Origin of the sequence: Paraburkholderia sp. ZP32-5 (assembly GCF_021390495.1) — a bacterium.
In the GTDB taxonomy this organism is placed as follows: domain Bacteria; phylum Pseudomonadota; class Gammaproteobacteria; order Burkholderiales; family Burkholderiaceae; genus Paraburkholderia.
This window is the reverse complement of the sequence record NZ_JAJEJP010000001.1, coordinates 881,307-896,420: the sequence shown is the minus strand read 5'-3', so window position 1 is coordinate 896,420 and position 15,114 is coordinate 881,307. Positions and strand designations below refer to the sequence as shown.

The window sequence follows — 15,114 nt, the reverse complement described above, 5'->3', positions numbered from 1 at the left end:
TCTGGGCTTAGGATGAAAGCCGCAATTATCCGCTATTTTTCCCGCGGCGGCTGCACCGGAGGCGTGACGGGAACCATCCCGCGCGCCGCCGTGAGCGCCCCCTCTCGTCATCACTAATGATCTTCGAACGCTCTCTCCAGCGCGAACTCGCGTACACGGCTGGCGCCGTGTTCATGGTTCTCCTCACGCTCGTGCTGACGACGATGATGATCCGCATCGTCGGCTTCGCGGCCCAGGGCGAGATCGACCCGCGCGACGTGCTGGTCCTGATCGGCCTCACCGTGATCGGCTATCTGGCCATCATGCTGGTCGCCACGCTGTTCGTGTCGATCCTGTTCGTGCTCACGCGCTGGTACAAAGACTCCGAGATGGTCGTGTGGCTGTCCTCGGGCGTGAGTCTCACGCAGTTCATCAAGCCGATCGGCATCTTCGCCACGCCGATCATCATCCTGATCATGTTCTTCGTGTTCGTCGGCTGGCCGTGGTCGAACCAGCAGAGCAAGCTGATCCGCGCGCGCTTCCAGCAGCGCGACGAAGTTTCGCTGCTGGCTCCCGGGCAATTCCGCGAATCGCCGACCACGCACCGCGTGTTCTTCATCGAGAGAATGTCGCCCGACCAGGGGCGCGTCGAAAACGTGTTCGTCACCAGCACCGAAGGCGGCAAGGTCAACGTGGTGGTGTCGAAGACCGGCCACGTCGAAACGCACAAGAACGGCGACCGCTTCGTCGTGCTGGAGAACGGCCGACGCTACGACGGCGAGCCGAGTCACCCCGATTTCCGCATCATGGAGTTCGAGCGCTACGGCGTGAAGATCCAGAGCCAGCCCGTCATCAATACGCCGACCACCACCGGTACGCCGACGCTGACGCTGCTGCGCAATCCCACGCGGGACAATCTCGCCGAATTCGCGTGGCGCGCGGGCTTGCCGCTGATCGCAATCAACCTGATGCTGCTCGCGATTCCGCTCGCGCACCAGAACCCGCGGCGCAGCCGCACGATCAACCTCGTGATGGCCGTGCTGATCTACCTGACGTATTCGAATCTGCTGAACGTCGTGCAGGCGTGGATCGAGCAGGGCAAGCTGTCGTTCGGCGTCGGGCTCGTGGTGCTGCACATCATCGTCCTCGGCATCGTCGCGTTCATCTTCTGGCTGCGCGTGCGCAACCGGCCGCTGTTCACGCGCGCGATGTTCAGCCGTTCGCAGGGAGCCTGACCGATGCGCATCTATGAAAGGTATTTCGCGCGTCAGATCTATCTCACGTTCATCTTCATTCTGTTTGCGTTTTCGGGTCTGTTCTTCTTCTTCGATCTGATCAACGAACTGAATTCGGTCGGCCACGGCAACTACAAATTCCAGTACGCGGTGCTGCGCGTCGCGCTGCAAACGCCGTCGCGCTTCTACGAGATCATTCCGGTCGCGGCGCTGATCAGCGCGATCTACGTGTTCGCGCAGATGGCGGCGAACTCCGAATACACGATCTTCCGCGTGTCGGGCCTCGCGACCAATCAGGCGCTGCGCTCGCTGCTGAAGATCGGCATTCCGCTCGTGATCGTCACCTATCTGATCGGCGAAGTGGTCGGCCCTTACACGGATCAACTGTCCGAGCGCGTGCGGCTGGAGGCGCTGGGTTCGTCGGTGTCGAGTAACTTCCAGTCGGGTGTGTGGGTCAAGGACACGCTGACCGAGCGCGCCGACGGCGAGCAGGTCACGCGCTTCGTCAACGTCGGCGAGCTGAAGCCCGACGCGACGATCAGCAACGTGCGCATCTACGAGTTCGATTCGAAGTTCCGGCTGTCGAACGTGCGCATCGCCCAAAGCGGCCACTATCAGCCGCCGGGCCACTGGCTGCTGACCGGCGTGACCGATACACAACTGATCGACGTGCCCCCTCCCACGGGCACGCCCACCGATGCGCTGAACCCGGTCTATCGCGCGAACCAGGTGACGCTGCCCGAGTACTCGCTGCGCTCGGAACTGACGCCGCAGATCCTGTCGGTGCTGCTGGTGTCGCCGGACCGCATGTCGATGTTCAACCTGTTCCGCTATATCCAGCATCTGACCGAGAATCATCAGGACACGCAGCGCTATGAAATCGCGCTGTGGCGCAAGCTGCTGTATCCGTTCGCGGTGTTCGTGATGCTGGTGCTGTCGCTGCCGTTCGCGTATCTGCATACGCGCGCCGGCGTGGTCGGCGTGAAGGTGTTCGGCGGCATCATGCTCGGTATGAGCTTCCAGCTGTTCAACACGCTGTTCTCGCACATCGGCACGCTCAATACGTGGCCCGCGCCATTGACGGCGGCAACCCCGGGGCTCGTCTATCTGGTGCTGGGGCTCGTCGGGTTGAAGTGGGTGGACCGCCACTAAAGCGGCGCTATGGGCATCGGGAGCTGACGCGATGGCTATGCACGGACTGATTCTGTTTGGCCACGGCGCGCGCGACGCGCGCTGGCGCGAGCCGTTCGAACGGCTCGCCGACAAGCTGCGTGCGGCGCGCGCATCGACGGGGGAAGCGCAGGCGGTCGTGCTCGCGTTTCTCGAGTTGATGGAGCCTGATTTGCCCACCGCCGTTACGCAGCTCGCGACGCAAGGGTGCGATGCGATTACCGTCGTGCCGGTGTTCTTCGGACAAGGCGGCCATGTCAGGAGAGATTTGCCGGCGATCATCGATCAGTGCCGCGCAGCCCATCCCACTGTCGAGATTCGTTGCGCGGTCGCGGCCGGCGAGGATGATGCGGTACTCGATGCGCTAGCGCAGTATTGTTTGCGGCAGGTTTGATACCGTGCCGCCGACGGCAGCGTTCACTGCTGTCGCTGCAGACAAGCCATTTCGGAATTGAAGAGCCCGACGGTCACCGCATAAGCGGCTGGGCTACTTTGCGCGGTGTGCAGAGATGTTCGGCCGCCGCACCGCGCGACGGCCGATCAGAAAAGCCTCGGTAAAACTCGCGAAATTCAGCTCGAGAAATTGAGGCCGCGACCAGCAAACCGCCCGCAGAACGCGTGCCCTCGACCTGCCGCTCGGCAAACGCTTCCCCGATCATCAACAGACTAGGCTGCGACGCATCGAGCCAGCGCTGTGCTTCGCCAGCAGCGAGTTCGTCGAGCGTGAGCGTGAGCATGCGTTCGCGCTCGGTGCTGCATGCTTCGACGATCGCGACCGGCGTCGTCGCCGGCTTGCCGGCATCGATCAGCTGCCGCGCGATCTCGACGCCACTATCGCGTCCCATATAAAACACCAGCGAATCCGCGTTGACCTGCTCGCGGATTTCGTCCGACCCGGGCGCGCGGCTGAAAGTGGCCAGCGCGACGCTGCGCGATACGCCCCGCAACGTCAGCGAGCGCTTCAGCGATGCCGCGCTCGCCAGCGCCGCGGTAATGCCCGGCACGACTTCGTACTCGATGCCCGCGGCTTCGAGCGCGCGCATTTCCTCGTCGGCGCGGCCGAACAGCATCGGATCGCCGCCCTTCAGGCGCACCACCAGCTGATGCTCCAGCGCCGCATCGACGATCTGCTTATTGATGAATTGCTGGGCCGTCGACAATTGTCCGCAGCGCTTGCCGACCGCAATACGCTTCGCGTGGTGTGGCGCGTAGTCGAGCATCGCCGGCTCGACCAGCGCGTCGTGCAGCACGACATCGGCGGCGCCGAGCAGACGCGCGCCGCGCACCGTAATCAGGTCCGCGGCACCGGGCCCTGCGCCGATCAGATAAACCTTACCCATTTACATCAACCTGTTCGTTGGCGTGTGCAGGCGACGCAATGCGTCGCCTGCACACGCCTTTACGCAACTACGCCGCGCACTTACGCGGAATAAGCGCGGATCATGCCGGCAGCGACGGTGTGGTTCGTCGCCTCGTCGATCAGCACGAACGCGCCGGTACCTTGATGCGCATCGTACGCGTCGCAAACGACCGGCTTCTGCAGCGTCAGCGCGACCCGGCCGATGTCGTTCATCGCCAGTTCCTTGCGATCGACGGCCTGCGACAGCGTATGCACGTCGAGCACTTCCCTGATCGCGCCGATCTTCGCGAACACCGTGTTGGTGGTCTGCTTCAGCAGATACTTGCGCTGCGTCGACAGCGGCGTCTCGTCGAACCAGCACAGGTCGGCTTCGAGCTTCTTCGCCGGTTCCGGCGCGCCGGCACGCAGCACGAAGGTATCGCCGCGCGACACGTCGACGTCTTCGGCAAGACGGATCGTCACCGTTTGACCGGCGAACGCGCGATCCACCTGCGCGGTGCCGCCGACCACCGGCGCGATGATCTCGGCGACCGTCGCCTCGCGGTTAGCCGGCAGCACGACGATCGTGTCGCCCAGCTTCACTTCGCCCGATTCGATCCGGCCCATGTAGCCGCGGAAATCGTCGGCCTGGCTGCCGTCCTGACGCGCGACCCACTGCACCGGGAAGCGCAGCGCTTCGCCGCCGGCGGTTTCGACCGGCAGTGCTTCGAGCACATCGAGCAGCGGCTCGCCCGCGTACCACGGCATGCGCTCGCTGGCCGTGACGATGTTGTCGCCCTTCAGCGCCGACACCGGCACGAAGCGCACGTCTTCGAGGCCGAGGTGGCGCGCGAGTTCGACATACGCATCGCGGATCTCGTTGAAGCGTGCTTCGCTGTAGTCGACGAGGTCCATCTTGTTGATCGCGACGATCACGTGCTGCAGGCCGAGCAGCTTGACGATCGCGCTATGGCGCTTGGTCTGCGGCAGCAGTTGCGCGAGGCCGTTCTCGAACGTCACGCGCGTTGCGTCGACGAGGATGATCGCCGCGTGCGCGGTCGACGCGCCCGTCACCATGTTGCGCGTGTACTGCTCGTGGCCCGGCGTGTCGGCGATGATGAACTTGCGCTTCGCGGTCGCGAAGTAACGGTACGCGACGTCGATCGTAATGCCCTGCTCACGCTCGGCTTCGAGGCCGTCGGTCAGCAGCGACAGATCGATTTCGTCGCCGACGGTGCGCTTGTTCTTTGCGCGCGACAACGCCGAAAGCTGGTCGCTCAACACAGCCTTGCTGTCGTACAGCAGGCGGCCGATCAGCGTGCTCTTGCCGTCGTCGACGCTACCCGCGGTGATGAAACGCAGCACGCCGAGGTCTTCTGGTTGATGGATACCGCTCATGATTCAAATGCCCTCGTCGTGTGCTTAGAAATAACCCTGCTTCTTGCGCTGTTCCATCGCGGCTTCGGAGACCTGGTCGTCCATCCGTGTCGCGCCGCGCTCCGTGATTTCGGTCACGGCCGTTTCGGCGATGATCTTCTCGACATCGTCGGCGTCGCTTTCGACCGGGCACGTGCAGCTGATGTCGCCGACGGTACGGAAGCGCACCAGCGCCTGTTCGCTGGTCTCGCCCTCGCGCATCGGCGTGAGCGGCGTGACCGGCACGAGCAGACCGTTGCGGCGCACGATCTCGCGCTGGTGCGCGTAGTAGATCGACGGCAGTTCGAGCTGTTCGCGCGCGATGTATTGCCACACGTCGAGTTCGGTCCAGTTGGAGATTGGGAACACGCGCAGGTGTTCGCCGTTATGCAGACGCGCGTTGTACAGGCTCCACAGCTCCGGGCGCTGCGCCTTCGGGTCCCACTGACCGAATTCGTCGCGGAACGAGAAGATGCGCTCTTTCGCGCGGGCTTTTTCTTCGTCGCGGCGCGCGCCGCCGATCATCGCGGTATAGCCGTATTGCTCGATCGTCTCCAGCAGCGTGACCGCTTGCGCGGCATTGCGCGAATCGGTTTCGCGGCGCAGACGCACGGTGCCGCGCTTGATCGAATCCTCGACGTGACCGACCACGAGTTCGGCGCCGATTTCCTTCGCGCGGCGATCGCGGAAGTCGATTACTTCGTCGTAGTTATGGCCGGTGTCGATATGCACGAGCGGGAACGGCAGCTGCGTCTTGCGATTCGCACCGAGACCGAACGCCTTCAGCGCAAGTGCGAGCACCACCACGGAATCCTTGCCGCCCGAAAACAGCAGCGCCGGCTTGCTGCATTCGGCGACCAGTTCGCGCAGGATGTGGATCGACTCGGCTTCGAGCCAGTCGAGGTGATCCATCCGGTTGGCCGTGTTGGCAAGCGGGGCGTTGACAGTCGAATCGAGCGTGGTGCTCATAGCGTGTCCTTCGTTGGTACTGCCCGGCAGACGCTTCTCGCGCGGGCAGTTGTATTCAAATCGGTATCGGCGGCGTTCGGCTCGGCCGGAAGTTCGATGCGCGGCGCTCAGGCCGACGTGTTTTCGCTGGGCTCGGCCGCAATCGACGAGATCGGGGTAATCGCCGTGATATGCAAGCCGCATTCCTTGGTGTCACGCGACTCCCACCACCAGCGCCCCGCCCGGCTGTCCTCGCCGGGGCGGATCGCGCGCGTACACGGCTCGCAGCCGATGCTCGGATAACCGCGCGCGTGCAGCGGATTGACCGGCACATCGAACGTCTTAAGATAATCCCAGACCTCGGCTTCAGTCCAGTCCGCGAGCGGGTTGAACTTGGCGATGTCGCGCGCGCCGTCGTGCTCTTCCTCGTGCAGTTCGGCACGCGTAACCGACTGCTCGCGACGCTGGCCCGTGACCCACGCGCTGACGTCGGCGAGCGCGCGGTTCAGCGGCTCGACCTTGCGGATTTCGCAGCAGCGCTTGCGCAGATCGACGCTTTCGTAAAACGCGTTCAGGCCGTGCTCGCTCACATACTGCTCGATCGCCGCGGCCTGCGGATGAAACTGTTCGATGTCGTAGCCATAGCGCGCTTTCACGCGTTCGAGCATGCCGAGCGTTTCCGCGTGCAGACGGCCGGTGTTCAGCGAGAAGATGCCGATCTTCACGCCGCGCGACAGGATCGCGTGCGTGAGCAGCATGTCTTCCGCGGCGAGGCTGCTCGCGAGTTTCACGTTCGCGTGGCGCGCGGCAATCGAATCGAGCAGCGCGTCGAGACGCTCGATCTTCGCGGCCAGTTCCGGGCTCAGCGACTGAACGGTGCTCATGCCGTAACCTTGCCCGCGGCAGCGTTTTGCGCAGCGGCCAGTTCCGCGCGACGGCGGAACAGCGGCGCCGGCACATCCACGCCACCCTGGTACTGCACGGTGAAATCGTCGAACGCCTTCATTGCATCGTTGATGTCCTTGTCGGCGCGTACCGCGAACGCATCGAAGCCGCAACGGAACATCAGCCGGACCTGGTCGCGCAGCACGTCGCCGATCGCGCGCAGTTCACCCTTGTAGCCATAGCGCTCGCGCAGCAGGCGACCGATGCTGTAGCCGCGGCCGTCGCGGAACACCGGGAAATCCACGCCGATCACTGCAAGCTTGTCGAAATCCGCGGCGATGTCCGCCGGTTCGTTATCCGGCGCGAGCCACACGCCGATTTCAGCGGCGCCGCGCGACGCGACCAGCGCATCGCGTTCGACCTGCCACAGCGCGAGCGGCACCAGCACCTTGCCGGCCGGCAGTTCGCTGACGAGCGGCAGCGTACCGTCTTCGGCCGGGCGCACGAGCGTCCAGTCGTCGTTGACGACCGCGCGATTCTTGATGATAGAAGCCATCTGTTCAGTATCCTTTGCGCGGTTACGCGTGAGCCGGTTGACGCGCGGCGTACACGCGCTCCTTGAACGGGGTGATGCCGATACGGCTGTACGTATCGATGAAACGCTCGCCTTCCTGGCGGTTGTCCACGAAGGTGTCGATCACCTTGCTCATCACGTCCGGCATTTCTTCCGCCGAGAACGACGGGCCGATCACGCGGCCAAGATGCGCGCCGGTCGCGCCCGTGCCCTGCTCGCCGCCGAGCGTCACCTGGTACCACTCGGAGCCGTCCTTGTCGACGCCCAGAATGCCGATGTTGCCGACGTGGTGGTGACCGCACGCGTTGATGCAGCCCGAGATGTTCAGCGACACGTCGCCGAGGTCGTACACGTAGTCGAGATCGTTGAAGCGTTCCTGGATCGCCAACGCGATCGGAATCGACTTCGCATTCGCGAGCGAGCAGAAATCGCCGCCCGGGCACGCAATGATGTCGGTCAACAGGCCGATGTTCGGCGTCGCGAAGCCCTGCGACCTGGCCTTTTCCCACACCGCGAACAGGTCGCGCTTCTTCACGTCGGCCAGAATCAGGTTCTGTTCGTGCGATACGCGGATCTGGCCGAACGAGTATTCGTCGGCCCAGTCGGCGACCGCTTCCATCTGCGTATCCGTTGCGTCACCGGGGGCGATCGTGGTCGGCTTCAGCGACAGCGTCACCGAGGCATACCCCGTCACCTTGTGCGGCCGCACGTTACGCTCGACCCAGCGCGCGAACGCGCGGTTTTCCAGCAGATGCTTTTCGAACGATGCGTCGGTATCCGGCAGCTTGTCGTAAGCGGGCGGCACGAAGTACTGCGCGACGCGGTCCACTTCAGCTTGCGTCAGCGTCGAAGGACCGTCCTTCAGGTGCTGCCACTCTTCTTCGACCTGCGCGGCGAATTTCTCCGGCGACAGCGCCTTCACGAGGATCTTGATCCGCGCCTTGTACATGTTGTCGCGGCGGCCGTAGCGGTTGTACACGCGCAGCACGGCTTCGCAGTAGGTCAGCAGATGCTGCCACGGCAGATCGCGGCGGATGATCGCGCCGACGATCGGCGTGCGGCCCAGCCCGCCACCCGCGAGGATGTCGACCACCAGTTCGCCCTGCTCGTTCTTCTTCAGATACACGCCCATGTCGTGGATCTGCACGGCAGCGCGGTCTTCCTTCGAACCCGACACGGCGATCTTGAACTTACGCGGCAGCCATGCGAATTCCGGGTGGAACGTCGACCACTGGCGCAGGATTTCGGCCCACGGGCGCGGATCGACCACTTCGTCCGGCGCGACGCCGGCGAATTGGTCAGCAGTGATGTTGCGGATGCAGTTGCCCGAAGTCTGGATGCCGTGCATCTGCACCGACGCGAGCTTGCGCAGGATTTCCGGCGTTTCTTCGAGCTTGATCCAGTTGTACTGGATGTTCGAGCGCGTCGAGAAATGGCCGTAGCCGCGGTCGTGTTCGCGCGCGATCGTCGCGAGCATGCGCATCTGGTCGCTGCGCAGGTTGCCGTACGGAATCGCGATGCGGTGCATATAAGCATGGCGCTGGTAGTACAGACCGTTCTGCAGACGCAGCGGACGGAACTCCTCTTCGCTCAATTCGCCCGACAAGCGGCGGCGAACCTGATCGGCGTACTGCGCAACCCGTTCATCGACGATGGTCTGGTCGTACTGATCGTATTGGTACATTCGGGGACCCCAATTTTCGAAACTTTGCGTGACACACGACGATCCGGTTTCGTCGCGGCTCGAATATCTGTGTTGGTCAACTCAGGCAGACAAGCGTTTAGACCCTTCGCTTATTTGCTTATGACAAATACAGATATCCATATTGAAAAAGTTGGACAGATCGTAATAAACTCGCCTTATATTTCAAACGACTAAAAAATTCTTTTTATATGCGGCGAGGTTATATATGAACCTGCACCAATTCCGCTTCGTCCGCGAGGCGGTGCGGCAGAATTTCAACCTCACCGAAGCAGCCAAGGCCCTATTTACCAGCCAGCCGGGCGTTTCCAAGGCGATCATCGAGCTGGAAGACGAACTGGGCGTCGAAATCTTTACACGGCACGGCAAGCGCGTGCGCTCGCTGACGGAACCCGGCCGCATCATCCTGCAGTCGATCGAACGCATCCTGCAGGAGGTGGAAAGCCTCAAGCGCGTCGGCAAGGACTACGCGGCGCAGGACCAGGGCAATCTGGTGATCGCCGCGACCCATACCCAGGCGCGCTACTCGCTGCCGGCCGCAATCGCCGAATTCAAGAAGCGCTTTCCGAAGGTTCACCTTTCAATTCTGCAAGGCAGCCCGACCCAGGTCGCCGAGATGGTACTGCACGACCAGGCCGATCTCGCGATCGCGACCGAGGCGATCTCCAACTATAAGGATCTGGTGTCGCTGCCCTGCTTCCAGTGGCACCACGTCGCGGTGATGCAGCCGGACCATCCGCTGCTCGAGCGCAAGCTGCTGTCGCTCGACGATCTGACCCAATACCCGCTGATTACCTATGACCAGGCGTTCGCCGGCCGCACCAAGATCAACGAGGCGTTCCGTCTGCGCGGGCTGCTTCCGGACATCGTGCTGGAGGCGATCGACGCCGACGTGATCAAGACCTACGTCGAGCTGGGATTGGGCGTCGGCATTATGGCCGACATCGCGTTCAATGCCGAGCGCGACCGCCACCTGCGCGCGATGCCGGTCGGCCACCTGTTCGGCAGCAACGTGACGCGCGTCGCGCTGAAACAGGGCGCGTATCTGCGCAGCTACGTGTACACGCTGGTCGAACTGCTGTCGCCGAGCCTGAATCGCAAGCTGATCGAACAGGCGCTCAAAGGCGAACACGAAACTTATGAACTGTGATCCGAACTGTGATCTGAACGGGGTCCGTGTGGATCCCTCTTGCACCGCAGCCTGTATCAACGCCTGAACCTCGCCTCTCGCCATGGAGACCTTCTGATGACGTCACATAACAATAAGCTTCGGAAAACCCTGCGCGGCCTCGCGGCCGGCGCCGGTGCGCTGCTCGTCGCGAGCGCCGCGCATGCCGACCTGAAAGTCGGCATCGATCTGTCGAACACCGGGCCCGCCGCCGTGATCGGCATCACCAGCAAGAACGCGATGCTGATGTGGCCGCCGACGATCGCCGGCCAGAAAGCCGATTACATCTTCCTCGACGACGCATCCGACCCCGGCAACGCGGTGCGCAATATCCGCAAGCTGATCAACGAGGACCACGTCGACGTGATCGTCGGCCCGAACATCACGCCGGCCGCGATGGCCGCGCTCGACCCGGTCGCCGAAAGCCAGACGCCGATGATCACGCTGATCGGCTCGGCAAGCGTCGTCGAACCGCAGGAAGGCAAGAAGGTGTGGGCCTACAAGATGGCGCAGACCGACAGCGCGATGGCCGACGTGATGACGCGCTATATGTCGAACCACAACGTGAAGACGGTCGGCTTCATCGGCTTCGCGGACGGTTACGGCGAAAGCTGGCTCAATGAATTCAGCAAGTTCGCGGCACTGCGCCATATCAAACTGGTCGCGACCGAGCGCTACAACCGCACCGACGCGAGCGTGACCGGCCAGATCCTGAAGCTGATGGCCGCGAAGCCCGACGCGATCCTGATCGCCGGCGCGGGCACGCCGACGGTGCTGCCGCAACGCACGCTGATCGAGCACGGCTACAAGGGGCCGATCTATCAGACGCACGGCATCGCGACGCCGGAATTCATCAAGCTCGGCGGCAAGGACGTGGAAGGCACGTTGTTCCCGACGCAGCCGGTCGTCGTCGCGCGCACGCTGCCGGCCGATCATCCGGCCAAGAAGGCGGCAGTCGCGTTCGTCAACGAATATGAAGCGAAGTACGGGCCGGGCAGTGTCACGCAGTTCGCCGGCGACGCCGCGGGTGTCTATCCGCGTTTGCAGGACGCCGTTGCGCGGGCGCTGAAGACCGCGCAGCCGGGCACGCCGGCGTTTCGCGTCGCGTTGCGCAACGAGCTCGAGCACGCGCATGAGCTGGTGGTGCCGAACGGCGTCGTCAATACGAGCCCGCAGGATCACGTGGGGCTCGACCAGCGCGCGAGCGTGATGGGCACGATCAAAAACGGGAAGTTCGTTTATCTGAGCCAGTGACGGATGCGGCGAGGCGTGGGCACGATGCCCGCGCCAGCGCCTACACTGAACTGACCCATTGCGCCGGAACTACCGCGCGCGCGGCGAGCCAAGGGGCGTGACGGCACACGCACCCGATCCATCCAGGAGAAATCATGACCACCGCTTCGATTGCAGAGAACGCCGGCACAGGCATCGTCACCGTGGCAAGCGCGCACGCGGGGCCCGCGACGGCCGAGCGGCTGGAGACGCTGATTCGGGAACGCGGGCTGACGCTGTTCGCCCGCATCGATTTCAGCGGCGACGCCGAACGCGCCGGGCTCACGATGCCATTCAGCCAATTGCTGGTGTTCGGCAATCCGAAAGCCGGCACGCCGCTGATGCAATTCGCGCCGACCTCCGCGCTCGATCTGCCGCTGAAGGTGCTGGTGTGGGATGACGCGGACGGCCGCACATCGCTGTCGTTCAACTCGCCCGACTATCTGCGCCAGCGCCACGGTCTTCCGGATGAACTGGTGAAGCCGGTCAGCGGCGTGGCTGCCCTCGTGGATGCTGCCTCGCGCTAACGCTCTCAGCGGCGTAAGCGGCTCACGGCGCGCCGCCCGTTCGATGCACTGCGCGCGGCGCAGCAGCCTTTTGAAGCCGCGACGAACAGCACCGCGCGCATCAACATGATGCGTCGACGTCGATTGATTAGCCGTCAGCATGACGCGGCTTCAACACCGTCGTCATGTACTCCGTCGCAAAGTCGATAAACGTCCGCACCCGCAACGGCACCCGCCGTTGCGCCGGATAGATGATCTGCGCGGCCAGCGGCTTCGCGTGCCATTTCGGCAAGACCCGCGCGAGGCGTCCCGATGTCAGATCCTCGTCGATCAGCCATTCCGGCAGCACCGCAATGCCGAGCCCCATGCGCACCGACTCGCGTATGCTCGTCACCCCTTCGGTCACGAATAGCGGCTCCACCCGCAGCACCTGCTCCGCCGCGCCCGAATGAAGCGTGATCTCGCCCACCCCGCCGAACTGGCTGCCGGACAGGCCGATCCACGGCAAAGCGGCCAGATCCTCGGGCTTGCCGGGAATCTTGTGATCCTTCAATAGCGCAGGCGACGCGACCACGTAACGCCTGATCTCGCCGAGCGGCCGCGCGACCACCCGGTCGTCGTTCATCGCCCCCGCGAAAATTCCCGCATCGCTGCCCTCCTCGATCATCCGCACCGGGCGATTCGAATAGCCCAGCTCCATCCGCACGCCCGGATGCGCCTGAATAAAGCTGCTGATCAACCGACTAATGACGGACTGCCCGAAATCGATCGTCGAAAACACGCGGATCGTGCCGTTCAGCGCGGTCTGGTCGCTGCGCAGACGTTGCTCCGACTCTTCGGCGAGCGACAGCAGCGCCTCGGCGTCGGCGAGCAGTTGATGCCCGACGTCGGTCACGCTCATCCGGTGCGTGTCGCGCCGCAGCAGCGAGGCGCCGCACAGATCCTCGAGCGCGCGCAACTGGCGGCTCAGCGTGGGTTGGGTCAGGCGCAGCTTGCGCGCCGCCGCGGAGATGCTGCCGCTCTCCACGATGGCGACGAACGCGCGAAGCAGGCCGAGGTCGTCGAATGGGGTCATACGCTCCAAGCATAACCGATATGTTGGTCATGCGGCTACCGTCTAATCCCGGCTGGCGAGAAGATACGTCCATCGCATCACCCACCACCCAGCCCCAGTCGAAAGGAGAGTCACCATGAGCACCCAAGCCAACGGTTCCAAAGTCGCCATCGTCACGGGCGCATCGCGCGGTATCGGCGCAGCCATCGCCAAGCGTCTCGCCGCGGACGGCATCACCGTCGTCGTCAACTACGCAGGCCGCGCGGCGGACGCACAGGTTGTCGTCGACGCGATCGAAGCAGCGGGTGGCCGCGCGGCCGCCATTCAGGCCGACGTCGCCGTGCCGGCGCAGGTCGCCGCGCTGTTCGATCAGACCGTCACGCTGTTTGGCGGTGTCGATATCGTCGTCAACAACGCCGGCGTGATGCAGCCGGGCCTGGTGTCGCTGGTCGATACCGACGACGCGCTGTTCGACCGCATCGTCGCGATCAACCTGAAGGGCACGTTCAACACGCTGCGCGTCGCGGCGAAGAAGCTGCGCAGCGGCGGCCGCATCGTCAACTTCTCCAGCAGCATGAAAGCGCTCGCGATGCCCGGTTACTCGGTGTACGCCGCGACCAAGGCCGCGGTCGAAACGATGACCAACATCTTCGCGAAGGAACTGCGCGGCCGGAACATCACCGTGAATGCCGTGGCGCCCGGACCGACCGCTACCGATCTGTTCCTGAAGGACAAGACGCCCGAGCAGGTCGAACGCCTCGCCAAAATGCCGCCGCTCGAACGTCTCGGCCAGCCCGAAGACATCGCAGCTGTGGTGTCGTTCCTCGTCAGTGACGCGGCCTCCTGGGTCGACGGCCAGACGCTGCGCGCGAACGGCGGAATTATCTGATCACGTCACCGAACGCCAACCTCGAATCAATCCAGCATTCAATGCAAACAAGGAGCTGATCATGAAACAGGTCATCGTTATCACCGGCGCGTCGAGCGGTTTCGGGCGCCTCGCCGCCGAAGCACTGGCAAAAGCCGGCCACACCGTCTACGCGTCGATGCGCGCCACGACGACACGCAATGCACCGGCCGTCGCGCAGATGGCGGAGTTCTCACGGCAACATGGCGTCGATCTGCGCGCGGTCGAACTCGACGTGCTGTCGCAGGAATCGGTCGACGCAGGGATTGCGAAGGTGATCGCCGACACGGGCCGCATCGACGTGATCGTGCACAACGCCGGCCATATGGCCTTCGGCCCGGCCGAGGCGTTCACGCCGGAGCAATACGCGCAGCTGTACGACAGCAATGTGCTCGGCACGCAGCGCGTGAACCGCGCGGTGCTGCCGCAGATGCGCAAGCAGAAGCGCGGCCTCGTCGCGTGGGTGTCGAGCAGCAGCTCGGCGGGCGGCACGCCGCCGTACCTCGCACCGTATTTCGCGGCGAAGGCGGCGATGGACGCGATCGCGGTTCAGTACGCCCGTGAGCTGTCGGGCTGGGGCATCGAAACCTCGATCATCGTGCCGGGCGCGTTCACGTCGGGCACCAACCACTTCGAGCACGCGGGCCATCCCGCCGACGCCAGCGTGCTCGACGCGTACGAGAACGGACCGAACGCCGGGCTCGCCGAGCGCATCCAGAAGGCCTTTGCCGCGATCGTGCCGCCGGATGCCGATGTGTCGCTCGTCGCGCAGGCCATCGTCGATATCGTCGATGCGCCATTCGGCAAGCGTCCGTTCCGCGTGCACGTCGATCCGACTCAGGACGGCGCGGATGTCGGATTCGCAGTGCTCGACCGCATCAGGGCCGAGATGCTGCATCGGGTCGGCATGTCCGAGCTGCTGACACCGCGTTCGTATTGATAACGCGCGACGGCTCGCA

At 63.9% G+C, this 15,114-nt stretch carries 15 protein-coding genes; 8 read left to right on the top strand and 7 right to left on the bottom strand.

Annotation, left to right across the window (positions count from 1 at the left end; genetic code table 11):
* Positions 1 to 116 precede the first annotated feature (116 nt).
* Genes lptF through L0U82_RS03795 form a run of 3 tightly spaced genes read left to right on the top strand, consistent with a single transcriptional unit; the run spans position 117 to position 2,778 of the window.
* Complete coding sequence (lptF, locus tag L0U82_RS03805) at positions 117 to 1,214, top strand: LPS export ABC transporter permease LptF (RefSeq protein WP_233828609.1); 1,098 nt, start codon at positions 117 to 119, stop codon at positions 1,212 to 1,214.
* A 3-nt stretch (positions 1,215 to 1,217) separates the two neighbouring features.
* Entirely contained in the window at positions 1,218 to 2,366 is a 1,149-nt protein-coding gene (lptG, locus tag L0U82_RS03800; RefSeq protein ID WP_233828608.1) for an LPS export ABC transporter permease LptG, read from the top strand.
* A 31-nt stretch (positions 2,367 to 2,397) separates the two neighbouring features.
* Positions 2,398 to 2,778 (top strand): sirohydrochlorin chelatase, encoded by a 381-nt coding sequence (locus tag L0U82_RS03795; RefSeq protein ID WP_233828607.1) that lies wholly within the window; start codon positions 2,398 to 2,400, stop codon positions 2,776 to 2,778.
* Positions 2,779 to 2,851: 73 nt separating this feature from the next.
* On the opposite strand, the gene cobA is transcribed toward L0U82_RS03795, so the two are convergent.
* From cobA to L0U82_RS03765, 6 genes are all read right to left on the bottom strand, one after another.
* Complete coding sequence (gene cobA, locus L0U82_RS03790) at positions 2,852 to 3,724, bottom strand: uroporphyrinogen-III C-methyltransferase (RefSeq protein ID WP_233828606.1); 873 nt, start codon at positions 3,722 to 3,724, stop codon at positions 2,852 to 2,854.
* Between the two features lie 80 nt (positions 3,725 to 3,804).
* Complete coding sequence (locus L0U82_RS03785) at positions 3,805 to 5,121, bottom strand: sulfate adenylyltransferase subunit 1 (protein ID WP_233828605.1); 1,317 nt, start codon at positions 5,119 to 5,121, stop codon at positions 3,805 to 3,807.
* A gap of 24 nt (positions 5,122 to 5,145) precedes the next feature.
* Positions 5,146 to 6,108 carry a sulfate adenylyltransferase subunit CysD gene (gene cysD / locus L0U82_RS03780; protein ID WP_233828604.1) on the bottom strand — a complete coding sequence of 321 codons (963 nt, stop codon included), beginning with the start codon at positions 6,106 to 6,108 and terminating at the stop codon, positions 5,146 to 5,148.
* 107 nt (positions 6,109 to 6,215) lie between these two features.
* A complete protein-coding gene (locus tag L0U82_RS03775; RefSeq protein WP_233828602.1) occupies positions 6,216 to 6,971 on the bottom strand; it encodes a phosphoadenylyl-sulfate reductase in 756 nt (251 codons plus the stop codon).
* Positions 6,968 to 7,528, bottom strand: a complete 561-nt coding sequence (locus L0U82_RS03770; RefSeq protein ID WP_233828601.1) for a DUF934 domain-containing protein — start codon at positions 7,526 to 7,528, stop codon at positions 6,968 to 6,970. Before L0U82_RS03770 ends, L0U82_RS03775 begins: the two co-directional genes overlap by 4 nt.
* A gap of 22 nt (positions 7,529 to 7,550) precedes the next feature.
* On the bottom strand, positions 7,551 to 9,230 hold the full coding sequence (locus L0U82_RS03765; RefSeq protein WP_233828600.1) for a nitrite/sulfite reductase: 1,680 nt from the start codon (positions 9,228 to 9,230) through the stop codon (positions 7,551 to 7,553).
* A gap of 226 nt (positions 9,231 to 9,456) precedes the next feature.
* Between L0U82_RS03765 and L0U82_RS03760 the strand changes: the two genes are divergently transcribed.
* From L0U82_RS03760 to L0U82_RS03750, 3 genes are all read left to right on the top strand, one after another.
* The gene (locus L0U82_RS03760; protein ID WP_233828599.1) at positions 9,457 to 10,398 is read left to right on the top strand and encodes a CysB family HTH-type transcriptional regulator; all 942 of its coding nucleotides are present in this window, start codon (positions 9,457 to 9,459) and stop codon (positions 10,396 to 10,398) included.
* Between the two features lie 96 nt (positions 10,399 to 10,494).
* Positions 10,495 to 11,670: an ABC transporter substrate-binding protein gene (locus L0U82_RS03755; RefSeq protein WP_233828598.1), complete on the top strand. Its 1,176-nt coding sequence runs from the start codon at positions 10,495 to 10,497 to the stop codon at positions 11,668 to 11,670.
* A 134-nt stretch (positions 11,671 to 11,804) separates the two neighbouring features.
* Entirely contained in the window at positions 11,805 to 12,215 is a 411-nt protein-coding gene (locus L0U82_RS03750; protein WP_233828597.1) for a DUF302 domain-containing protein, read from the top strand.
* Positions 12,216 to 12,342: 127 nt separating this feature from the next.
* Here L0U82_RS03750 and L0U82_RS03745 read toward each other — a convergent pair whose 3' ends face one another.
* Positions 12,343 to 13,269 (bottom strand): LysR family transcriptional regulator, encoded by a 927-nt coding sequence (locus L0U82_RS03745; RefSeq protein WP_233828596.1) that lies wholly within the window; start codon positions 13,267 to 13,269, stop codon positions 12,343 to 12,345.
* A 115-nt stretch (positions 13,270 to 13,384) separates the two neighbouring features.
* On the opposite strand from L0U82_RS03745, the gene L0U82_RS03740 reads away from it, so the two are divergent.
* Together L0U82_RS03740 and L0U82_RS03735 are read left to right on the top strand one after the other, a co-directional pair.
* Positions 13,385 to 14,137 (top strand): SDR family oxidoreductase, encoded by a 753-nt coding sequence (locus L0U82_RS03740; protein ID WP_233828595.1) that lies wholly within the window; start codon positions 13,385 to 13,387, stop codon positions 14,135 to 14,137.
* 61 nt (positions 14,138 to 14,198) lie between these two features.
* On the top strand, positions 14,199 to 15,095 hold the full coding sequence (locus L0U82_RS03735) for an SDR family NAD(P)-dependent oxidoreductase (RefSeq protein WP_233828594.1): 897 nt from the start codon (positions 14,199 to 14,201) through the stop codon (positions 15,093 to 15,095).
* The last annotated feature ends 19 nt before the right edge of the window (positions 15,096 to 15,114 follow it).

Bases quoted from the DNA above. Each gene is read 5' to 3' on its own strand.
- lptF (WP_233828609.1), top strand. From the start codon at position 117: ATGATCTTCGAACGCTCTCTCCAGCGCGAACTCGCGTACACGGCTGGC.
- lptG (WP_233828608.1), top strand. From the start codon at position 1,218: ATGCGCATCTATGAAAGGTATTTCGCGCGTCAGATCTATCTCACGTTC.
- L0U82_RS03795 (WP_233828607.1), top strand. From the start codon at position 2,398: ATGGCTATGCACGGACTGATTCTGTTTGGCCACGGCGCGCGCGACGCG.
- cobA (WP_233828606.1), bottom strand. From the start codon at position 3,724: ATGGGTAAGGTTTATCTGATCGGCGCAGGGCCCGGTGCCGCGGACCTG.
- L0U82_RS03785 (WP_233828605.1), bottom strand. From the start codon at position 5,121: ATGAGCGGTATCCATCAACCAGAAGACCTCGGCGTGCTGCGTTTCATC.
- cysD (WP_233828604.1), bottom strand. From the start codon at position 6,108: ATGAGCACCACGCTCGATTCGACTGTCAACGCCCCGCTTGCCAACACG.
- L0U82_RS03775 (WP_233828602.1), bottom strand. From the start codon at position 6,971: ATGAGCACCGTTCAGTCGCTGAGCCCGGAACTGGCCGCGAAGATCGAG.
- L0U82_RS03770 (WP_233828601.1), bottom strand. From the start codon at position 7,528: ATGGCTTCTATCATCAAGAATCGCGCGGTCGTCAACGACGACTGGACG.
- L0U82_RS03765 (WP_233828600.1), bottom strand. From the start codon at position 9,230: ATGTACCAATACGATCAGTACGACCAGACCATCGTCGATGAACGGGTT.
- L0U82_RS03760 (WP_233828599.1), top strand. From the start codon at position 9,457: ATGAACCTGCACCAATTCCGCTTCGTCCGCGAGGCGGTGCGGCAGAAT.
- L0U82_RS03755 (WP_233828598.1), top strand. From the start codon at position 10,495: ATGACGTCACATAACAATAAGCTTCGGAAAACCCTGCGCGGCCTCGCG.
- L0U82_RS03750 (WP_233828597.1), top strand. From the start codon at position 11,805: ATGACCACCGCTTCGATTGCAGAGAACGCCGGCACAGGCATCGTCACC.
- L0U82_RS03745 (WP_233828596.1), bottom strand. From the start codon at position 13,269: ATGACCCCATTCGACGACCTCGGCCTGCTTCGCGCGTTCGTCGCCATC.
- L0U82_RS03740 (WP_233828595.1), top strand. From the start codon at position 13,385: ATGAGCACCCAAGCCAACGGTTCCAAAGTCGCCATCGTCACGGGCGCA.
- L0U82_RS03735 (WP_233828594.1), top strand. From the start codon at position 14,199: ATGAAACAGGTCATCGTTATCACCGGCGCGTCGAGCGGTTTCGGGCGC.